We start from the raw sequence: 17,292 nt of genomic DNA on the forward strand, positions 1-17,292 counted from the left end.
CTGGCCGACGTGCTGCGCGTGCACAGCGGCCAGGCCATCGGCGTGCTTGCGGGGGCGCAGAAGGCCGATGCGGACACAGGCCTGTCGGTCATCGCGGGCAACGACGACCTGGACTTCCAGGCGCAGCACGACGAACTGCGTGTGCAGGCCAAGGAGGCCCTGAAGATCGCCAGCACCGACCAGACGGTGGAGTTCGCAGCCAAGAAGAAGATCCGCATCGCGACGGCGCAGGGCGCGTCGATCACGCTGCAGGGTGGGGACATCACGTTCGAGTGTCCGGGGAAGATCACTTATCACTCGGTGCAGCGGAAACTGGCCGGGCCGGTGCAGAAGAGCTACCCGTTGCCGGCATTTCCCAAGAGCATCTGCGTGGCGTGCCTCCTGAAGTCGCTCAAGTCGGCGCCGGCCTTCACCCAGGTGGAGTAACGCACGATGAACCTGATCGACAAGCACGCACCCGGATGGATCGATGCCCTGTTTGCGGACGACGGCCCTCTTGCCTCCGGCACCGAGGGATTTCGCTATGCCCTGATCGATTGCGCATTCGCCCCGCAATGCCATCAGCTGCTCACGAGTCACTTGGGCTCCGGCTCTTGGCGGTCGCTCTACGAGAACATGCCCGGCGCTTCGGATGAAGCGATCCAGCATTCACCCATGCTGCTGAACATCGATGCCGTCGAGAGGCCCTTGCTCGGTCGTGTGCTGCAGCTGACGAATGGCTTGCCGATGCTCAGCTTCATCCGCTCGAACGAACCGCTCGAATCGCTGTTCGAACGCCTGAGCCCCTGGTGCATCGTGAATGCGGACGGGCAGTATTTCGTGCTGCGCTTTCCCGACACGCGCCGCCTGCCGGATGTGCTGGCCGCGCTGTCTCCGTTGCAGCAGACGGCGTTCTGCGGTCCCGGAGCCACATGGCATTTCCGTCGGCGCGACGCCAGCTGGAGCACTTTCCTTGCCCCGGGGAAAATGGCGTCCACGTCGCTGGCTCCATGCGCACCGGTACTCGACGGTGATCAATGCGCGGTGCTCATTGCCGGCAGCGAAGCGGATGAAGTGATCGCGAACCTGCTTCAACTCTCGCCAGCTTACGAAGCGCAGCACCGGCCCTCGGTGCTGCACGCACTGGCCGTATGCGGGCTTGCCGCAGCCGATGCCATGCAGTTCGACACGGTGGCGCAACGGATGAGGCTGTGTGAGTTTTTTTGGCAGCATCCCGAACTCAGTCACGGCGCCGGCCCGGACCATGAAGCGCTGCGCGCCTTGATGGTCTAGCGCATTGCCGCAGGAACAACAGATGATTCTCAAAAACTGGCTCCTTCCCCTCGCGTTTCTTGCATCCCTGGCTACGGCAGGATGTGCCACCGGTCGTGCTGACACGGTTCCAGCCTCGGTCAGCGGTGTCAACTACACCGACCAGGACATCCGCTACCGGCTGTTCGATCCCAAGGACCCGAAGCAGACCGTGGTCGCTTCCGAAGAGATCGGGCCGTTTGCCGCAGGAGGTGTGATCTGTTGCTATGACGTGCCGAAGACGTGGGCACCCGGCATCCAGGTCGGCGTGATCCTGCAGAGCTACGACAACAAGGCGGGCGACTACCGGCCACGCCAGACTTTCATCGTCGATCTGCCACCCTACGACAAGAGCGGCAAGGCCGGGGATGTGTGGTTCATCAACTATCCCGATGGCACGGTGGGGGTTGTTTCGACCGCCTATCGACCCAATGGCGATGAGTGGCCCGGGAAGATCAAGGGGTGGCCCAAGCCTTCATTGGCTTTCCAGCAGGAGTTGTGGGAACGAGATATGAGACTGGCGCAGGAGGGGTTGAAGTCGAGCAAGAAGTCGCTGGAGGAACTGAGTACTGATCCAAAAAAATACCTCCACAAGACATGGGAATGGCGCGCAAAGGAGTTCGCCTATCGAAAGGAACTCGCAGCGTTCTCGGGGCCAGACGATCCCGCCTTCTTCACCAAAGAGAAGGCCATGCTGGAGCGACTTGTGGCTTGGGACCAGGAAAAGGTCGATAGGCTGATGAAGGTCAAGCCATGACCGCACATTTGGTCAATCCCATCGAAGAGGAAATATTCTCCAATCCTTCAAATCGAGAAGTTTTCTTTGGACCAGCAAGCGACAAGATTCGAGTCGACTACGAGGTGAGCCGCGAACTGCGCCCTGTGGGTCAGCCCGGCAAGTCCTGCGACGTGAACCTCTTCATGGGCTTCTTCTTCGACGGCACGCGCAACAACTACGACCGCAGCACCAGAGAAAAGGATCACACGCATTCCAACGTCGCCCGCCTGTACGGTGCCTATCCGGGCCAGCATGTGCCCGGGGTGCCAGCCGACCCCGATGCGCAGTGGACCACCAACCCCGACAACTACCAGCAGTTCTTCAAGGTGTATGTGCCGGGCGTGGGGACGCCCTTCACGCAGGTGGACGACAGCGGCACCGGCAAGGACGCGCTGCTGGGCAACGCCACGGCGCTCTACGGCGAGCGCCGCATCCTGTGGGCGTTGGCGCAAGCGCTCAACTGCGTCTACCGCTACCTCACCCGAAGCGGCAACGGGCCGGGTCTCTTCTCCAGCGAAGAAGTGCTGAAGTTTTGCAAGGCTTTCGACCTCGGGCGGGAGGAACTGCTGGAAGCGGGCAAAGGGCCCGCCGACAAACGCCAACGCGAGAACAAGAATCGCCGGACGCTCGAAGCGATGCTCAACAAGCTGCACGAGTCGGTCAAGCCGCACATGATCGATCCCACAACGGGTCAGTGCAGCAAGGTTGATCCAGGGCGCGTGCAGCGCATCTTCGTCAGCGCATTCGGCTTTTCGCGAGGCGCAGCGGAGGCACGGGTCTTCGTCAACTGGTTCCTCGCGATGTGCGAGATCGATGCCGAACTCCGCGGGCAGACCGGGCCGACACTGGCCTCGTTTCCGGTGACCTTCGACTTTTTGGGACTGTTCGATACCGTCGCGTCGGTCGGTGTGGCGGCCTCGTCCCTTTTCGCCGACGGCCATGGCGGCTGGGCTGATGCTGACACTTCGATGCGCATCCCGGCCGACGTGCCCTGCCTGCACATCGTGGCCGCGCATGAGTTCCGTCGCAGCTTTCCATCGGATTCCATTCATGTCGGCAATACGTTGCCTGAGAACTCTCGGGAGTGGGTGTGCCCTGGCATGCACTCGGACGTCGGCGGAGGCTACATGCCGAAGGAGCAGGGCAAGGGGATCGATGAGGCGGGCGAGGACATGCTTTCGCGCATTCCTTTGGCCCTGATGTACCGCGAAGCACGAATCTTGGGCGTGCCCCTGAAACTGGAACTGGCGCGCCCAGTCATCCAGAAGCAGTTCATGGTCGCCAAGGACCTGATCCGGGACTTCAACGCTTACCTTGCCGTATGCCGGGTCAAGGAAGGGGTGCTGCGCGACATCATGGCGGAGCAGCGCAAGCTGTTCATCCTATGGCGCAAATCCTGGGCTGGTCGCGCGGCCGAGATGACTTTCGTCCAGCGTGCTTCGGCCGAAGACCGGGCGGACTTGGTGTCGGCCGACGAGCAGTTCGTCAAGGAAGTGAAGGACTTCGAAGCCTGGCTCAAGAAAAAGAAGCGGATCAGCGGCCGCAACAGCCCCGACGGCACACCGCACGAAGTCGACAACGTGCCCGGCATCGATTCGGAGCGGGTCGGCGAGTGGGGGCGCATCGAGCCGTACTGGAACGAGCCTGTGCTCACCAGCAAGCTGTTCGAAGACCGCGTGCACGATTCGCACGCATGGTTCAAGCTCACCGGGCCCGAAGCGGCCGAGTTCAAGGAGCAGCTCGAAAAACTGGTGGCCCGGAAGAAAAGAGCGGATGAGGCGCGCGGGCAGATCGATCCACCCAGAGGCGGAGCGCCCGCCGGGCTGACGCGCCGGCAGGAGCAGTGGGTGAACCTGTACCTGACCAAGGGCGAGTACGCACCCGAGTTCACGGAAGGGCGCGAATGGTATGCATGGGGGGCCGGCTACCTGCGCTACCGCCGTGTGTATGCGGGCGCGGACGAGACACGGTTGACCCAGAACCGTCGGCCCGCCGAAAGGGAATCGCGGGAGCCGATGACGGCTTGATCGGAACGGCGGGGCGGCGCCCTGCCGCTCCCTTGTTCAGAACGGATAGTGCCGAGGCGTCGTCTGCACCGTGATCCACCGCAGCTCCGTGAACGCTTCGACGCCGGCCCGCCCACCGAACCGCCCGTACCCTGACGACTTGACACCCCCGAACGGCATCTGCGCCTCGTCGTGCACCGTCGGCCCGTTGACGTGGCAGATCCCCGCCTCGATGCGCTGCGCCACGTTCCATGCACGCGCCACGTCGCGGCCGAACACCGCTGACGACAGGCCGAACTCGTTGTCGTTGGCGATGGTCACGGCTTCCTCCACGCCGTTGACGCGCACCACGGCCTTCACTGGACCGAAGGATTCCTCGCGGTAGATCTCCATCGCCGGCGTCACATGGTCGAGCACGGTCGCCGGCATCAGCGTGTTCTCGGCTTTGCCTCCGCACACCAGCGTCGCGCCCTTGGCGAGCGCATCGTCGATCAGTGCGTTGCAGCGGGTCACGGTGCTCATGTCGACGACCGAGCCCAGCACGACCGGGCCTTCGCGTGGGTCGCCGAGCGGCAACGCCTGTGCGCGGGCGGCGAACTTCGAGACGAACTCGTCGGCCACCGCGTTGTCGACCACGATGCGTTCGGTCGACATGCAGATCTGCCCCGAGTTGGCGAACGAGCCGAAGATGGCAGCGTTCACCGCCGCGTCGACGTCTGCGTCGTCCAGCACCACGAAGGGCGCCTTGCCACCGAGTTCGAGCACGGCGGGTTTCAGGTACGTGGCGCAGGTCTGCGCGATGAGGCGGCCCACGCGCGTGGAGCCGGTGAAGTTGACGCGCCGCACCGCCGGGTGCGCGACCATGGCTTCGACCACGGCGCCTGCATCAGCGGGCGCGTTGGTCACGAAGTTGACGGTGCCCTTGGGCAGGCCGGCCTCGGCCAGCGCTTCGATGATGAGCGCATGCGTCTCGGGGCACAGCTCGGAGCCCTTGAGCACGACGGTGTTGCCGCAGGCCAGCGGCGTGGCGATGGCGCGCGTGGCCAGGATCACGGGGGCGTTCCATGGCGCGATGCCCAGCACCACGCCGGCGGCCTGCCGCACGCCCATGGCGAGGCTGCCGGGCACGTCGGACGGAATGACCTCGCCCGCGATCTGCGTGGTGAGCGACGCGGCCTCGGTGAGGATGCCGGCCGCCAGGTGCACGTTGAAGCCGGCCCACAGCGCCGAGGCGCCGGTCTCGCGCGCCATGGCCTGCACGAAGGCGTCGGCGCGCGCTTCGAGCGCGTGCGCGGCCTTGAGCAGCAGGGCGCGGCGTTCGTTGGGGCCGGTCTGCGACCAGGTCGCGAAGGCGCGCTGCGCGGCGTCGACGGCGGCCACGGCGTCGGCGGGTGTGGCGGCGGGGGCGCGCGTCGCGATGCCGCCGTCCAGCGGGTTGCGGCGCTCGAAGGTGGCGCCGCCGGTGGCCGCACGGCGTTCGCCGTCGATGAGCATTGAGATGTCGGTCATGGGTGTCCTTTGCAAGAAAGAAAGAGGAAGAGGGGTGTTCAGGCCACGCCCAGGTAGGCCTGGCGCACGGCGTCGGAATGCAGCAGCGCCTGCGCTTCGCCCGAGGCGACGACGCGGCCGCGTTCGAGCACGTAGCCGCGGTCGGCGGCCTGCAAGGCCTTGCGCACGTTCTGCTCGACCATGAGCACGGTCACGCCCTGGTCGGCGATGCGGCGCACGATGGCGAGCAGCTCGTCGACCATGCGCGGTGCCAGGCCGAGCGAGGGCTCGTCGAGCATCAGCAGGCGCGGCCCGCTCATGAGGGCGCGCGCCACGGCCACCATCTGCTGCTCGCCGCCGCTCATGGTGCCGGCGAGCTGCGTGGCGCGTTCCTTCAGACGCGGAAAGTCGTCGAAGGCACGCGCGAGGCGCTCGGCGCGCAGCCGTGCGGGAATGAGCCAGCCGCCGAGTTCGAGGTTCTCGGTGACGGTCATCTGGGGGAATAGCTGGCGGCCCTCGGCCACCAGCGCGAGGCCGCGCCGCACGCAGGCGGTGGCATCGGCGGACGGCAGCGCCGCACCGTCGAGCACCGCATCGCCCGTGCGCGGCAGCAGCCCCGCCAGCGCCTTGAGGAGCGTGGTCTTGCCCGCGCCGTTGGGCCCGAGCACGACGGTGACGCCGGGCGTCACGTCGAGGTCCAGGCCCTGGATGACCTGGAAGCCGTGGTAGCCGGCCGCAAGACCGCGCACGGTCATCTGGGTGGTGCTCATGCCGTGGCCTCCATCTCGTCGCCCAGGTAGGCCTCGACCACCTCGGCATTGCGCACGACCTCGGCCGGCGTGCCGTCGGCGATCTTGCGGCCCTGGTGCAGCACCAGCACGCGCTCGACGTACTTCAGCAGCGTGGTCACCGCGTGCTCGATCCACACGACGGCGAGGCCGTGGTCGTCGCGCAGGCGGCGGATGCGCCGCGCCATGGCATCGACCTCCGCCTCGGTGAGGCCGGCCGCCACCTCGTCGAGCAGCAGCACGCGCGGCCGGGTGCCCAGCGCCATGCCGATCTCGAGCAGCCGCTGCTGCGAGGGCGTGACGTCGGCCGCGATCTGCGTCGCGAGGCCGCCCAGGCCCAGCATGTCCAGGATCTCGCCGGTGCTGCCCAGGCCCGCGATGGGCGCGCGGCGGCGGCCTGCGAACTGCATGCCGAAGCGCACGTTGTCCTCGAGCGTCATGTCGGCCATCACGCGCGGCGTCTGGAAGGTGCGTGCGATGCCGTGCGCGGCGTACAGGTGCGGGCCGCGCCGCGTGAGGTCGACGTCGCCTTCCACCAGCAGCCGGCCCGACGTGGGCATGACCACGCCCGAGATCGCGTTGAAGAAGGTCGTCTTGCCCGCGCCGTTGGGGCCGATGATGCCGACCAGCTCGCCCGCATGCAGCGTGGCACTCACCGTGTCGACGGCGGTGAGCCCGCCGAAGCGCACCGTGAGGTCGCGGGCTTCGAGAAGCGGCGTGGCCTTCATGGTGCGTGCCTCCGCAACGCCGCCGCCTTGCGCTGCCACAGCGACGCGAGGCCGTTGGGCAGGTACATCACGCACAGGATCAGCAGCAGCCCCAGCACCATCATGTAGCCGTAGGGCAGCTGCAGCCGCAGCGTCTCCGACAGCAGGCTGAACACGATGGCCGCAGCCACCGGTCCGCCGATGCTGGCGGCCCCGCCGATCATCGCGATCAGCACGGTCTGGAAGCCGATGAAGGGGCTGAACACGGCGGCCGGTTCGATGTAGGTCCAGCGCACCGCCATGGCTGCGCCCACCGCGCCGGCGAAGGCGGCGGTGAGCGCAAAGCCGGCGATCTTCACGCGGCGCGTGTCCACGCCCAGCGTCTGCGCGCGCTGCTCGTCGGCGCCGATGCCGGCCAGCGCCAGGCCGAAGCGGCTGCGCTTCACGAGCAGCGCCGTGGCAATGGCCGCGCCCGCAATCGCCAGCACCGTGAGGTACACCGTCTCGTTCGACGGCACCACCGTGAGCACGCGGCCCACGGTGCCCGACACCTGCTTTTCGACGAAGGTGACCGCATGGCGGATCAGCTCCGTCATGCCGAAGGTCAGCACCGCGAAGTAGGTGCCGCGCAGGTGCAGCACGGCCGCGCCCATCAGCACCGCCACCGCGCTCGCGATGGCCGCGCCGCTCACAATGACCAGCGGCCAGGGCAGCACCTCGAGCAGCGTGGCGCTCGCATACGCACCCAGGCCGAAGAAGGCCGAGGTGGCGAGCGACAGGTAGCGCGTGGCACCGCAGAACAGCGACCAGCTGGTGGCCAGCGCGATGTACATCAGGCAGCCGAGCGCGACCGAGGCGATGAACTCGCTCGCGACCCACGGCACGACGGCCGCCAGCGCGAGGCCGATGCAAAGCACCCACCACGGTTTGTTTTGAAAGAGGGAATTCATCTTCTGGAGAACAGTCCGTTGGGCCGCCAGATCAGCACGCCGATGAACACGGCGTACGACAGCAGCATCTTGAGCGAGGGGCTCGTGTAGTGCATGCCCAGCGCTTCGACCACGCCCAGCAGCAGGCCGCCGACGAGGCTGCCCGCGATGCTGCCGAAGCCGCCGAGGGTGATGACGATCAGCGCCGTCACGGTGTAGGGCTCGCCCATCGAGGGCGAGATCTCGTAGGTCATCGACAACAGCGCGCCGGCCACGCCCGACAGGCCCAGGCCGATGCCGAACATCAGCGGGTGCAGCCGCTTCGTGTTGATGCCCACGAGCTGCGCGCCGGTGGGCGACTGCATCAGCGCGCGCACCGCCTTGCCCAGCAGCGTGAGCTTGAGCAGCGCGATGAGCACGAGGCTCAGCGCCAGCGCCACGCCGAACAGCACCAGCTTGTTGGCGGTGAAGCGCATCTCGCCCAGCTGCACCGGCTCGGCCAGGTAGTCGTAGCCGCGCAGGTCGCCGCCCCACACGAGCAGGGCGGTGTTCTGCACGAAGAACATCAGGCCGAAGCCGACCATCAGGCTGCGCGCCTCGAACACGTCGACGTTCGGCGCGCGCGCCGCCACCTGCCGGAAGCACAGCCAGTGCACCGCCATGCCCAGCGCCATCAGCAGCACGAAGGCCACCGGCATGAACAGGAGCGGCGAGACGCCCAGCGCCGTGTGCGCCCACCAGGTGAGAAAGGCGCCGAGCATCAGGAACTCGCCGTGCGAGATGTTCATGATGCGCATCAGCCCGTACTGCAGGTTCAGTCCGATGGCCACCAGCGCGTAGATGCCGCCCGTGATCAATCCGCCGGCCAGGAGCTCGGCCCATCCAGAGAACGACACGCTGTTATTTCCAGGCCGGCTTCGGCATCAGTTGCGCGGTGGCACGGTCTTTGGGCCACACCACTTCGAAGTCGCTGCCCTGCCACTGCGACACGGTGCCGGGAATCGACGCGTTCTCGCTGCCCTCGAAGCGGATCGGCCCGAGGATGGTCTTGAACTCGTTCTTCGCGATCTGCTCGCGCAGCGCCTTGCGATCGAGGCCCACCTTTTCTACCGCCTGCTGCAGGATCTGCAGGCCGGCCCACGCATGGCCGCTGGCCCAGCGGTCGGGTTCCTTGCCGAACTTTTTCGTGTGCGCGTCGAAGTAGGCCTTGGCCTCGGGGCTGGTCTTGCCGTTCCACGAGCCCATGCCGATCACGCCTTCGGTGTTGGCCGCCATCACGTTCTTGTAGAGCTGGAAAGCCGTGCCCACCGAGGCGTAGAAGTACTTCGGGTTGAAGCCCACCTCGCGCGCCTGCCGGCTCGCGAGGATGGTGTCCGGCGGGTAGGTGATGCCGATGAAGGCATCGGGGTTCAGGTCCTTCATGGTGCGCAGAACCGGCGCGAGGTCTTTCACGCCCAGCGGGTAGCTCTTGCGGTCGAGCACCTGGATCTGCGTTTTCTTCAGCGCGTTGTTCAGCGCCGCGAAGTTCTCCAGCCCGAACAGGTCGTCCATGTAGACGATGGTGATGGTCTTCACGTTCTGCGCCACCAGCATGTCGACCAGCGCGCCCATCATCTTGTCGGGCTGCTGCAAGAGCGAGAAGAAGAAGGGCAGGCGCATATCGATCAGCTTGCGCGACAGGGCGGTGGGCGCCAGCAGCGGATAACCGAAGCGGTTGGCCAGCGGCGCGACCGCGAAGTTGGCGCCCGACCCCCAGGGCGGCAGCACGAGGTCGACCTTGTCGCTGCCCATGAGCTTCTCGAAGGTGCGCACGCAGGTCTCGGTCTCGCTGCGGTCGTCGTAGCCAATGAGCTCGATGGGCCGCTTGGTGCCCTTCACCGACAGGCCGCCCGCGGCGTTGACCTGCTCGGCCCACAGCAGGTAGTTGGGTTCCTGGCTCACCTGCGCGCCCGCGGCCCAGGGGCCGGTGCGGGCGATGGCATAGCCGATGCGAACGGGCGCGCTTTGCGCGAACAGCTGCGGCGCGACGGCGGCCGCGCCCAGCGCGGTGGCCGTGCCCTGGATCCAGTGGCGGCGGGTGGGGTGAAGCATGGAGGTCTCCTTCCGGGCGTCGGTATGCGCCCGCTGACCGGGATCGTAGAAACGCATGCCCTTTGCCGCTGTGCCCGCCGCGCACAAAGCACTTGACGCAGCGTGCAGGCGCCTAGTGGTTAACCCGCAAAGGCGAGGGCTTTGCGGGCACTCCACAATGCGCGGCATCCTGCTGCCGTGTTGCAATCTTTCGTCTTCACTGCTTTCACCCCATGACCGCGTCCCTGCTCCTGTCCACCGACGCCATCCCGCCGAAGGAACGCGGGCCGCTGTGGTGCGAGTGGGTGTGGCGCCACTTCGGCGGCCTCGGCTCCGACCTGTATGGCGACAGCGATTTCGACGGCCACCTCGCGTCCTCGCATGCGGGCGACGTGATCCTCACGCGGCTCGAAGCGAACCGGCATCGCGTCTTGCGCACGCCGCAGATGGCGCGCCTGAGCGATGCGCCCTACCTGAAGATCGTCGCGCCCTGGCAGGGCTCGGCCGAGGTCACGCAGCGCGGGCGTGCGGCGGCGGTGCGCGCGGGCGGCTGGACGCTGTACGACACCACGCTCGACTACACCGTGGCCAATCCCGAGCGCAGCGATCACCTCATCGTGATGCTGCCGAAAGACCAGATCGCCTCGCCCGCATTGCCGCTGGGCGACCTCGTGGCGCGGCGCATCGGCGGCGACAGCGGCATCTCGCGCGTGGCGCTGGAGACCATGCGCAACACCTACCTGGAGCTGCCCCACATGAGCGAGGCCGCCGCGCGCGGCGCGGGCGAGCTGCTGATCCAGCTGGTGCGCCTGTCGCTCATGGAGCTGGCGGGCCGCAGCACCGCCCAGACCCAGCGCGAGGCGCTGAAAGACCGCATCCACCGCCACGTGGCGCAGAACCTGCGCGACCCGGCGCTGTCGATCGACGGCATGGCGCTGGCCCTGCGTTGCAGCAAGCGCCTGCTGCACCAGGCCTTCGCGGGCGACGACGACACGCTCACCGGCTACATCCAGCACCAGAGGCTCGCGGCCAGCATCCGCGACCTGATCGACCCCGCGAACGCCGCGCGCTCGATCACCGACATCGCCTTGGGCGCGGGCTTCGGCAACCTCTCGCACTTCAGCCGCGTGTTCCGCGCGCACACGGGCGGCAGCCCGAGCGAGTTCAGGCGGCAGGCGACGTTGCAGCGCTGATTGCGCGGGTGCGCATCGCACACCGCGCGTTGCTTGCAGAGTTGCCATGAATGCTTAAGCAGCGCTTGTGTCGAAGCAGGCATCAAACTTAAATCTTCTCGGTTAACTGGTTTCGCGGCGGGCGTTCTCGGCTCAAAAAAAAGATGCGTTAACGCATGCGAAGCCTCGAGAGCGACGCTTCCCGCTGGTATGGTCGTGCGCGCAATTCAGCTCCACGCCATCACGCCCGTTGTCGACGCATTGGGTACTTGCTTCACATGCCCCTTCGTCACGACCGCATCTTTCCGCGCTACGCGTTCTACTGTGGGCTGGCCGGCCTGGCCGCGATCTATGTCTTCTGCGCCATGGTGCTGGTGCCGGCCAGGATCTACATCCTTCCGTACCTCATCACGCCGGACTTCGTGCGCTACAAGGGCGCCTTCTTCGTGCTGGTGCTGGCGATCCCGGCTGCGATCTACCTGATCTGCTGGAAGGGCAGCGACTTCTTCGCGTGGCTGCGCACCCCGCAGGTGCTGACGCTGACCGCGCACGGCCTGCAGCTGGGCACGCAGACCATCGCCTTCGCCGACGTGACGCGGCTGCGCCATCGCCACAACCGCAACCACCTGCTGCTCACCACCCGCGACGGCCAGACGCTGCGCCTGCGGCTCGACCTGTGGGATGACCCATACGCGCTCGTTGCTGAAGTGGAAGAGGCCGTGGGCGAAGTGCTGCGGCACGACGTGGAGCGGCGCCTGCATGCGGGCGACACCGTGCCCTTCGGCGCGCTGGCACTGAACGCGGAAGGGCTGGTGCACAAGGGCCAGCTCATCGCGTGGTCGAGCATCGACACCATCCGCACGCAGTCGGACGCCGAAGCGATGGACGTCGACGAGCACCTGCTCATCGTCGCCAACGGCAAGACCCGCAAGATCGATCGCTCGAAGATCGACAACGAACCGGTGCTGATGAGCTGCCTCATGCAACGCCTGCCGTCGGCCTGAGCCCTTCTTTTTCTTTCTTCAATCTCCAAAGTACAGCGACTCACAAAATGGAAATCTACAGCTCCGCCAGCCAACAGGAAAAAACCCGCCAGGACCGCCCCGTCTTCTACTCCCGCACGCGGCTGATCGCCGGTGCCACGCTCTGGGTGGTGGTCGCGGTCGTGCTCGCCGTGCTGTGCATCCGCGCGCAGGACAAGAACATCGGCATCCTCATTGCGGCGGGCTTCGGCCTGCTGGCCGCGTGGCTGGCGGTCAAGTGCATCCGCACGCTGGCCAACATCGCAACGCCCGCCTTCGTCATCGGCCGCCAGGGCCTGACCTTCGAGAACGGCCTGCTGCTGCCGTGGCACAACATCGTCGAGAACACCTGGGTCAACCAGGACTACATGGGCATTCCCATCGGCAAGCAGATCCAGATCAAGACCGACCTGCCCAAGCCGAAGGCCCGCGTGCTGCGCCGCGCGACCGCGCTGGAGATTTCGGGCGACGAGTACCTCGCGCTGTGCGACGCCTATGCGGCGTGACGGGCAACAACCGCGCGTTTGAGCCGCCAGGCGCCTGCTGGTAGGCTGGCGGGCCGCCATCCTCCGGGCTCGCCTGCGCGAGCCTCTCGCGCATGAACGCCTCTTATCGCCGGCCGGTTCCGCTGAACAAGGCCTACCGTCTCCTGAACCACGGACCCACCGTCCTCGTGAGCGCCGCGCACGACGGGCGGCGCAACATCATGGCCGCGGCCTGGGCCATGCCGCTGGACTTCGATCCGCCCAAGGTGGCGGTCGTGCTCGACAAGAGCACCTGGACGCGCGTGCTGCTCGAAGGCGCGGGCACCTTCGCGCTGCAGGTGCCCACGCGTGCGCAGCTCGACCTGACCGAGGCGCTGGGCAACAGCTCGGGCCGCGAGATCGCCGAGCGCGACGGCAGCGACAAGTTCGCCGCCTACGGCCTCTCGACCTTCGCGGGCGAGGCCACCGGCACGCCGCTGCTCGAAGGCTGCGCGGCCTGGCTCGAATGCCGGCTGCTGCCCGAGCCGCCGATCCAGCAGCGCTACGACCTGTTCCTGGGCGAGGTGATCGCGGCGCAGGCCGATGCGCGCGTGTTCTCGGAAGGCCGCTGGCATTTCGAGGGCCACGACGAGCTGCGCACGCTGCACCACGTGGCGGGCGGGCACTTCATCGTCGACGGCGAGGCGGTCGATGCGAAGACGCTGCCGCGTTTGACACCGTAGCCTGCATGCCGGACCTGAACCAGATCATCACCGTCGTCGGCTACAGCCTCATGGGCCTGCTGGCGGCCATGATGGGGTCGCTGGGCCTGGCCGCGCTGTGGACGTGGCGCGACTGGCCTGGCGCCGACCGCCTGACCGGCCTGGCCGCGCGGCTGGCGATCCTCACGTGGATGGTGGGTGGCGTGATGCTGGTCGTCGGCGGGCTGGCGATGGCCGGGCTGGCGGCGTGGGTCATCTTCTGGGCGTCCAAGCCGCTACCGTCCACGGTGCTCGGTATCGCGGGCTACGTGGCGTCGCGGGCCGTGCTCGTGGTCATGGCGGTGCTGCTGGTGCGCAAGGGCGGGCTGGTGCTCTCCGCCTGGTGGGGCGTGAGGAAAGAAGAGGGCGCGCCCGAAGCGCCCGGCGCTACAGCACGAAAGGAATGAAGCGCCGCGTGCCGCGCATGTACGCGCGGTAGTCGTCGCCGAAATGCGCGAGGCATTCCTTTTCGTCGCGCAGCGCCGTCAGGAACAGGAACAGCGTGGCCATCAGCACCAGCGCCAGCGTGAGCCAGGTGAACTGCTTGAGGAACGCGCCCCAGGCCAGCAGCATCAGCGCCGTGTACATCGGGTGGCGGATGTAGCGGAAGGCGCCGGTGGTCACCAGCGCCGAGGTCTTTTCAAAACCGTACAGGGCCGGGTCGTCGTTGCGCGCCTCGCTCGGCTTGCCCTGCGCCTTGAGCAGCCGCACCGCGTGGATCGGCAGCCAGATCGACAGCGCCAGCAGCACGCACGAGAGCAGCTGCGTGAACGAGAGCGGATCGACATGCCACACCGGCAGGTTCAGCACGATCAGCACCAGCATGCATTCCCACGCGAAGAAGCGGTAGAAGCCGTGCGAGCCGGGCTGGCTCAGCGGCCCGCGCGACACGTACAGCAGCGCGGCCGTGCCGGCGACGAAAAGAAAGAGCTGGAACCAGAGGAGCATGGCGGCCGAATTTACACGGCCCGCAAGACTCAGCCGGAGATCGAAAACCCGCCGTCGACCGGGATGGCGGTGCCGGTCACGTAGTCGGAGGCGGCGCTGGCCAGGAACACGGCCGTGCCTGCGATGTCGCCCGGCTGGCCCCAGCGGCCGGCCGCGGCGCGCGCCTTCACGCGCTCGTACAGGCCCGGGATCTGGGTGCGTGCGCCGTCGGTCAGTTCGGTCTCGAACCAGCCCGGCAGGATGGCGTTGACCTGGATCTGGTCGGCCGCCCACGAGAGCGCGGTCGACTTGGTGAGCTGCACGATGCCGGCCTTGCTCGCGGCATAGGCCGGCGCGTAGGGCGCGCCGAAGATCGACATCATCGAGCCGATGTTGATGATCTTGCCGCCGCCCGCGGCCTTCAGGTGCGGGTGCGCGGCGCGGCTGCACAGGAAGGCGCTGGTGAGGTTGGTGTCCATCACCTGGTGCCACTCGGCCAGCGCGAGCTGGTCGACGGGCTTGCGCACCGTGGTGCCGGCGTTGTTGACGAGGATGTCGAGCCGGCCGCAGCGCGCGGCGACCTCGTCGAAGGCCTTCTGCACCGAGGCTTCGTCGGTCACGTCGAGCGCGAGCGCGAAGCTGTCGCTGCCCAGGGCCTTCAGCGATTCGACCGCGGCGGCCGACTTCTGCGCATTGCGCGCCGCAATGACGACGCGGGCGCCGGCCTTGGCGAGGCCCTGTGCCATGCCGAGGCCGATGCCGCCGTTGCCGCCGGTGACGAGCGCGACTTTTCCTGTGAGATCGAACATCAGGTGGAGCTTGGGGTAGTGGGTTTCTTGGAGACGAGCGTCAGGATATCGTAGCTCGCGACCAGTTCGCCCAGCTGGTTGGTCACCTCCACGTCCCAGGCCACCACGCCTTGGCCCTGGCCGCTCGCGTCCTTCTTGTTGCGGTCGATCTTGCGCTTGCAGGTCAGGCGCGCCTGGATGGTGTCGCCGATGCCCACGGGCTTGACGAAGCGCAGCGTGTCCAGGCCGTAGTTGGCCAGCACCGGGCCGGGCGAGGGCGACACGAACAGGCCCGCGGCCGCCGACAGCACGAAGTAGCCGTGCGCGATGCGCTTGCCGAAGGGCGAGGCCTTGGCCGCCTCTTCGTCGAAGTGCATGTAGAAGTAGTCGCCCGAGATGCCGCCGAAGGCGACGATGTCGGCCTCGCCCACGGTGCGGCGGTGCGTGAGCAGCGAGTCGCCGATGCGCAGTTCCTCGAAGTAGCGGCGGAAGGGGTGCACCTCGCTCTCGCGCAGCGCGGCGCCGCGCACGTGCTCGCCGGTGACGGCCGCGAGCATGGTGGGCGAGCCCTGCAGCGCGGCGCGCTGCAGGTAGTGCTTCACGGCGCGCAGGCCGCCGAGTTCTTCGCCACCGCCCGCGCGGCCCGGGCCGCCGTGCTTGAGCACCGGCAGCGGCGAGCCGTGGCCGGTCGATTCGGCGGCGGCCTCGCGGTCGAGCACCAGCAGGCGGCCGTGCCAGGCGGCAGCGACCGGGATGGCCTTGGCCGCGATGGCCGGGTCGCGCGTGACCAGCGTGCCCACGAGGCTGCCCTTGCCGCGCGCGGCCAGCGCCAGCGCTTCGTCGATGCCGTCGTAGGGCATGAGCGTGCTGACGGGGCCGAAGGCCTCGACGTCGTGCGCGGCGTCGTGTTCGAGCGGCTTGCGGCTCAGGAGCAGCGTGGGCGCGAAGAACGCGCCTTCGCCCACGCCGTCGCCCACGGGCGCGAAGCCGTCGCGTTCGCCGTACACCAGCTCTGCGCCCTGCAGCAGCGTGGCGACGCGCTCGGCCACGTCGGCCTGCTGGTCGCGCGAGGCGAGGGCGCCCATGCGCACGTCTTCGCGCGAGGGGTCGCCGATGACGGTCTTGGCCAGGCGGGCGCGCAGTTTCTCGGCCACCGCATCGAGGTGCTGGCGCGGCACGATCGCGCGGCGGATGGCGGTGCACTTCTGGCCGGCCTTGATGGTCATCTCGCGCGCCACTTCCTTCACGAAGAGATCGAACTCCTCGTCGTCGGGCGTCACGTCGGGCGCGAGGATCGCGCAGTTCAGCGAGTCGGCCTCGGCATTGAACGGGATCGACTGGCGCACCAGGTTCGCGTTCACGCGCAGCTTGGCGGCGGTGTCGGCCGAGCCGGTGAAGGTGACCACGTCGGGCCCTTCGAGGCGGTCGAGCAGGTCGCCCGTGCTGCCGATCACGAGTTGCAGGCTGCCTTCGGGCAGGATGCCCGACTGCACGATGAGCTTCATCAGCGCTTCGGTGAGGTAGCTGGTGGCCGTGGCCGGCTTGCCGATGCAGGGCATGCCCGCCAGGAAGCTGGGCGCGAACTTCTCGAGCAGGCCCCACACCGGGAAGTTGAAGGCGTTGATGTGCACCGCCACGCCGCCGCGCGGCACCAGGATGTGCGTGCCCGCGAAGCCGCCCTTCTTGCCGAGCGGGAAGGCCGGGCCTTCGTGCACGAGGTTGCCCGAGGGCAGCTCGTTGGTGCCGATGCTGGCGTAGGCGCTGAGCGTGCCGGCACCGCCCTCGATGTCGATCCAGCCGTCGGCGCGCGTGGCGCCGGTGTGGGCCGACACGGCATACAGCGCTTCCTTGTTCGCGGCCAGGTACTTGGCCAGCGCCTTCAGGCGTTCGGCGCGCTGCTGGAAGTCGAGCTTCATGAGCGCCGGAATGCCGACGCGGCGCGCATGCGCCAGCGCCTCGGCGAAGTCGATGGCCTCGGCGTGCGTGCTCGCCACGGCCTGGCCGTTGACGGCGCTGCGCAGCGATTGGGCGGCTTCCTGGCCGATCCAGCGGCCGGCGATGTAGCTTTGAAGGGTGGTCATGGCGCGTGTCCTTTGAAGAGG

Annotated in this window: 18 protein-coding genes; 9 read left to right on the forward strand and 9 right to left on the reverse strand. The window is 67.6% G+C overall.

The genetic code is table 11. The features are described from left to right. The 4 genes from AC1RGU_RS00005 to AC1RGU_RS00020 all read left to right on the forward strand — a co-directional run. Positions 1 to 426 (forward strand): DUF2345 domain-containing protein (locus tag AC1RGU_RS00005; protein ID WP_492693951.1); only part of this gene is annotated, 426 nt, incomplete at its 5' end. Between the two features lie 6 nt (positions 427 to 432). Continuing rightward, complete coding sequence (locus AC1RGU_RS00010) at positions 433 to 1,272, forward strand: DUF4123 domain-containing protein (protein WP_492693953.1); 840 nt, start codon at positions 433 to 435, stop codon at positions 1,270 to 1,272. Between the two features lie 22 nt (positions 1,273 to 1,294). After that, complete coding sequence (locus tag AC1RGU_RS00015) at positions 1,295 to 2,047, forward strand: DUF3304 domain-containing protein (protein ID WP_492693955.1); 753 nt, start codon at positions 1,295 to 1,297, stop codon at positions 2,045 to 2,047. Further along, positions 2,044 to 4,095 (forward strand): T6SS phospholipase effector Tle1-like catalytic domain-containing protein, encoded by a 2,052-nt coding sequence (locus AC1RGU_RS00020; RefSeq protein WP_492693957.1) that lies wholly within the window; start codon positions 2,044 to 2,046, stop codon positions 4,093 to 4,095. Before AC1RGU_RS00015 ends, AC1RGU_RS00020 begins: the two co-directional genes overlap by 4 nt. A gap of 36 nt (positions 4,096 to 4,131) precedes the next feature. On the opposite strand, the gene AC1RGU_RS00025 is transcribed toward AC1RGU_RS00020, so the two are convergent. From AC1RGU_RS00025 to AC1RGU_RS00050, 6 genes are read right to left on the reverse strand one after another with little or no spacing between them, the layout of a single operon-like run. Further along, positions 4,132 to 5,583, reverse strand: a complete 1,452-nt coding sequence (locus AC1RGU_RS00025) for an aldehyde dehydrogenase (RefSeq protein ID WP_492693959.1) — start codon at positions 5,581 to 5,583, stop codon at positions 4,132 to 4,134. A 38-nt stretch (positions 5,584 to 5,621) separates the two neighbouring features. Beyond that, the gene (locus AC1RGU_RS00030; RefSeq protein WP_492693961.1) at positions 5,622 to 6,332 is read right to left on the reverse strand and encodes an ABC transporter ATP-binding protein; all 711 of its coding nucleotides are present in this window, start codon (positions 6,330 to 6,332) and stop codon (positions 5,622 to 5,624) included. Further along, entirely contained in the window at positions 6,329 to 7,078 is a 750-nt protein-coding gene (locus tag AC1RGU_RS00035; protein ID WP_492693963.1) for an ABC transporter ATP-binding protein, read from the reverse strand. Before AC1RGU_RS00035 ends, AC1RGU_RS00030 begins: the two co-directional genes overlap by 4 nt. Further along, a complete protein-coding gene (locus AC1RGU_RS00040; RefSeq protein WP_492693965.1) occupies positions 7,075 to 8,007 on the reverse strand; it encodes a branched-chain amino acid ABC transporter permease in 933 nt (310 codons plus the stop codon). Before AC1RGU_RS00040 ends, AC1RGU_RS00035 begins: the two co-directional genes overlap by 4 nt. After that, complete coding sequence (locus AC1RGU_RS00045) at positions 8,004 to 8,882, reverse strand: branched-chain amino acid ABC transporter permease (RefSeq protein ID WP_307637063.1); 879 nt, start codon at positions 8,880 to 8,882, stop codon at positions 8,004 to 8,006. Before AC1RGU_RS00045 ends, AC1RGU_RS00040 begins: the two co-directional genes overlap by 4 nt. A 4-nt stretch (positions 8,883 to 8,886) precedes the next feature. Beyond that, on the reverse strand, positions 8,887 to 10,077 hold the full coding sequence (locus AC1RGU_RS00050) for an amino acid ABC transporter substrate-binding protein (RefSeq protein ID WP_159275014.1): 1,191 nt from the start codon (positions 10,075 to 10,077) through the stop codon (positions 8,887 to 8,889). Positions 10,078 to 10,289: 212 nt separating this feature from the next. Here AC1RGU_RS00050 and AC1RGU_RS00055 point away from each other — a divergent pair, with 212 nt between their 5' ends. From AC1RGU_RS00055 to AC1RGU_RS00075, 5 genes are all read left to right on the forward strand, one after another. Beyond that, complete coding sequence (locus AC1RGU_RS00055) at positions 10,290 to 11,249, forward strand: AraC-like ligand-binding domain-containing protein (RefSeq protein ID WP_095949420.1); 960 nt, start codon at positions 10,290 to 10,292, stop codon at positions 11,247 to 11,249. 257 nt (positions 11,250 to 11,506) lie between these two features. Then, entirely contained in the window at positions 11,507 to 12,232 is a 726-nt protein-coding gene (locus AC1RGU_RS00060; RefSeq protein WP_492693968.1) for a hypothetical protein, read from the forward strand. Positions 12,233 to 12,279: 47 nt separating this feature from the next. Further along, positions 12,280 to 12,756 (forward strand): hypothetical protein, encoded by a 477-nt coding sequence (locus AC1RGU_RS00065; RefSeq protein WP_062478668.1) that lies wholly within the window; start codon positions 12,280 to 12,282, stop codon positions 12,754 to 12,756. A gap of 92 nt (positions 12,757 to 12,848) precedes the next feature. Beyond that, the gene (locus tag AC1RGU_RS00070) at positions 12,849 to 13,457 is read left to right on the forward strand and encodes a flavin reductase family protein (RefSeq protein ID WP_492693970.1); all 609 of its coding nucleotides are present in this window, start codon (positions 12,849 to 12,851) and stop codon (positions 13,455 to 13,457) included. A gap of 5 nt (positions 13,458 to 13,462) precedes the next feature. Then, positions 13,463 to 13,882, forward strand: a complete 420-nt coding sequence (locus AC1RGU_RS00075; protein WP_492693972.1) for a hypothetical protein — start codon at positions 13,463 to 13,465, stop codon at positions 13,880 to 13,882. On the opposite strand, the gene AC1RGU_RS00080 is transcribed toward AC1RGU_RS00075, so the two are convergent. From AC1RGU_RS00080 to paaZ, 3 genes are read right to left on the reverse strand one after another with little or no spacing between them, the layout of a single operon-like run. Next, the gene (locus AC1RGU_RS00080; RefSeq protein ID WP_095949416.1) at positions 13,863 to 14,423 is read right to left on the reverse strand and encodes a methyltransferase family protein; all 561 of its coding nucleotides are present in this window, start codon (positions 14,421 to 14,423) and stop codon (positions 13,863 to 13,865) included. The genes AC1RGU_RS00075 and AC1RGU_RS00080 overlap by 20 nt on opposite strands. A gap of 29 nt (positions 14,424 to 14,452) precedes the next feature. Further along, on the reverse strand, positions 14,453 to 15,211 hold the full coding sequence (locus AC1RGU_RS00085) for an SDR family NAD(P)-dependent oxidoreductase (protein WP_492693974.1): 759 nt from the start codon (positions 15,209 to 15,211) through the stop codon (positions 14,453 to 14,455). After that, positions 15,211 to 17,271, reverse strand: coding sequence for a phenylacetic acid degradation bifunctional protein PaaZ (gene paaZ / locus AC1RGU_RS00090; protein WP_492693976.1), 2,061 nt, complete (start codon positions 17,269 to 17,271; stop codon positions 15,211 to 15,213). The genes AC1RGU_RS00085 and paaZ overlap by 1 nt, the downstream gene beginning before the upstream one ends. Positions 17,272 to 17,292: the final 21 nt, after the last annotated feature.

The organism is Variovorax sp. GW823-FHT02B07 (assembly GCF_058797695.1).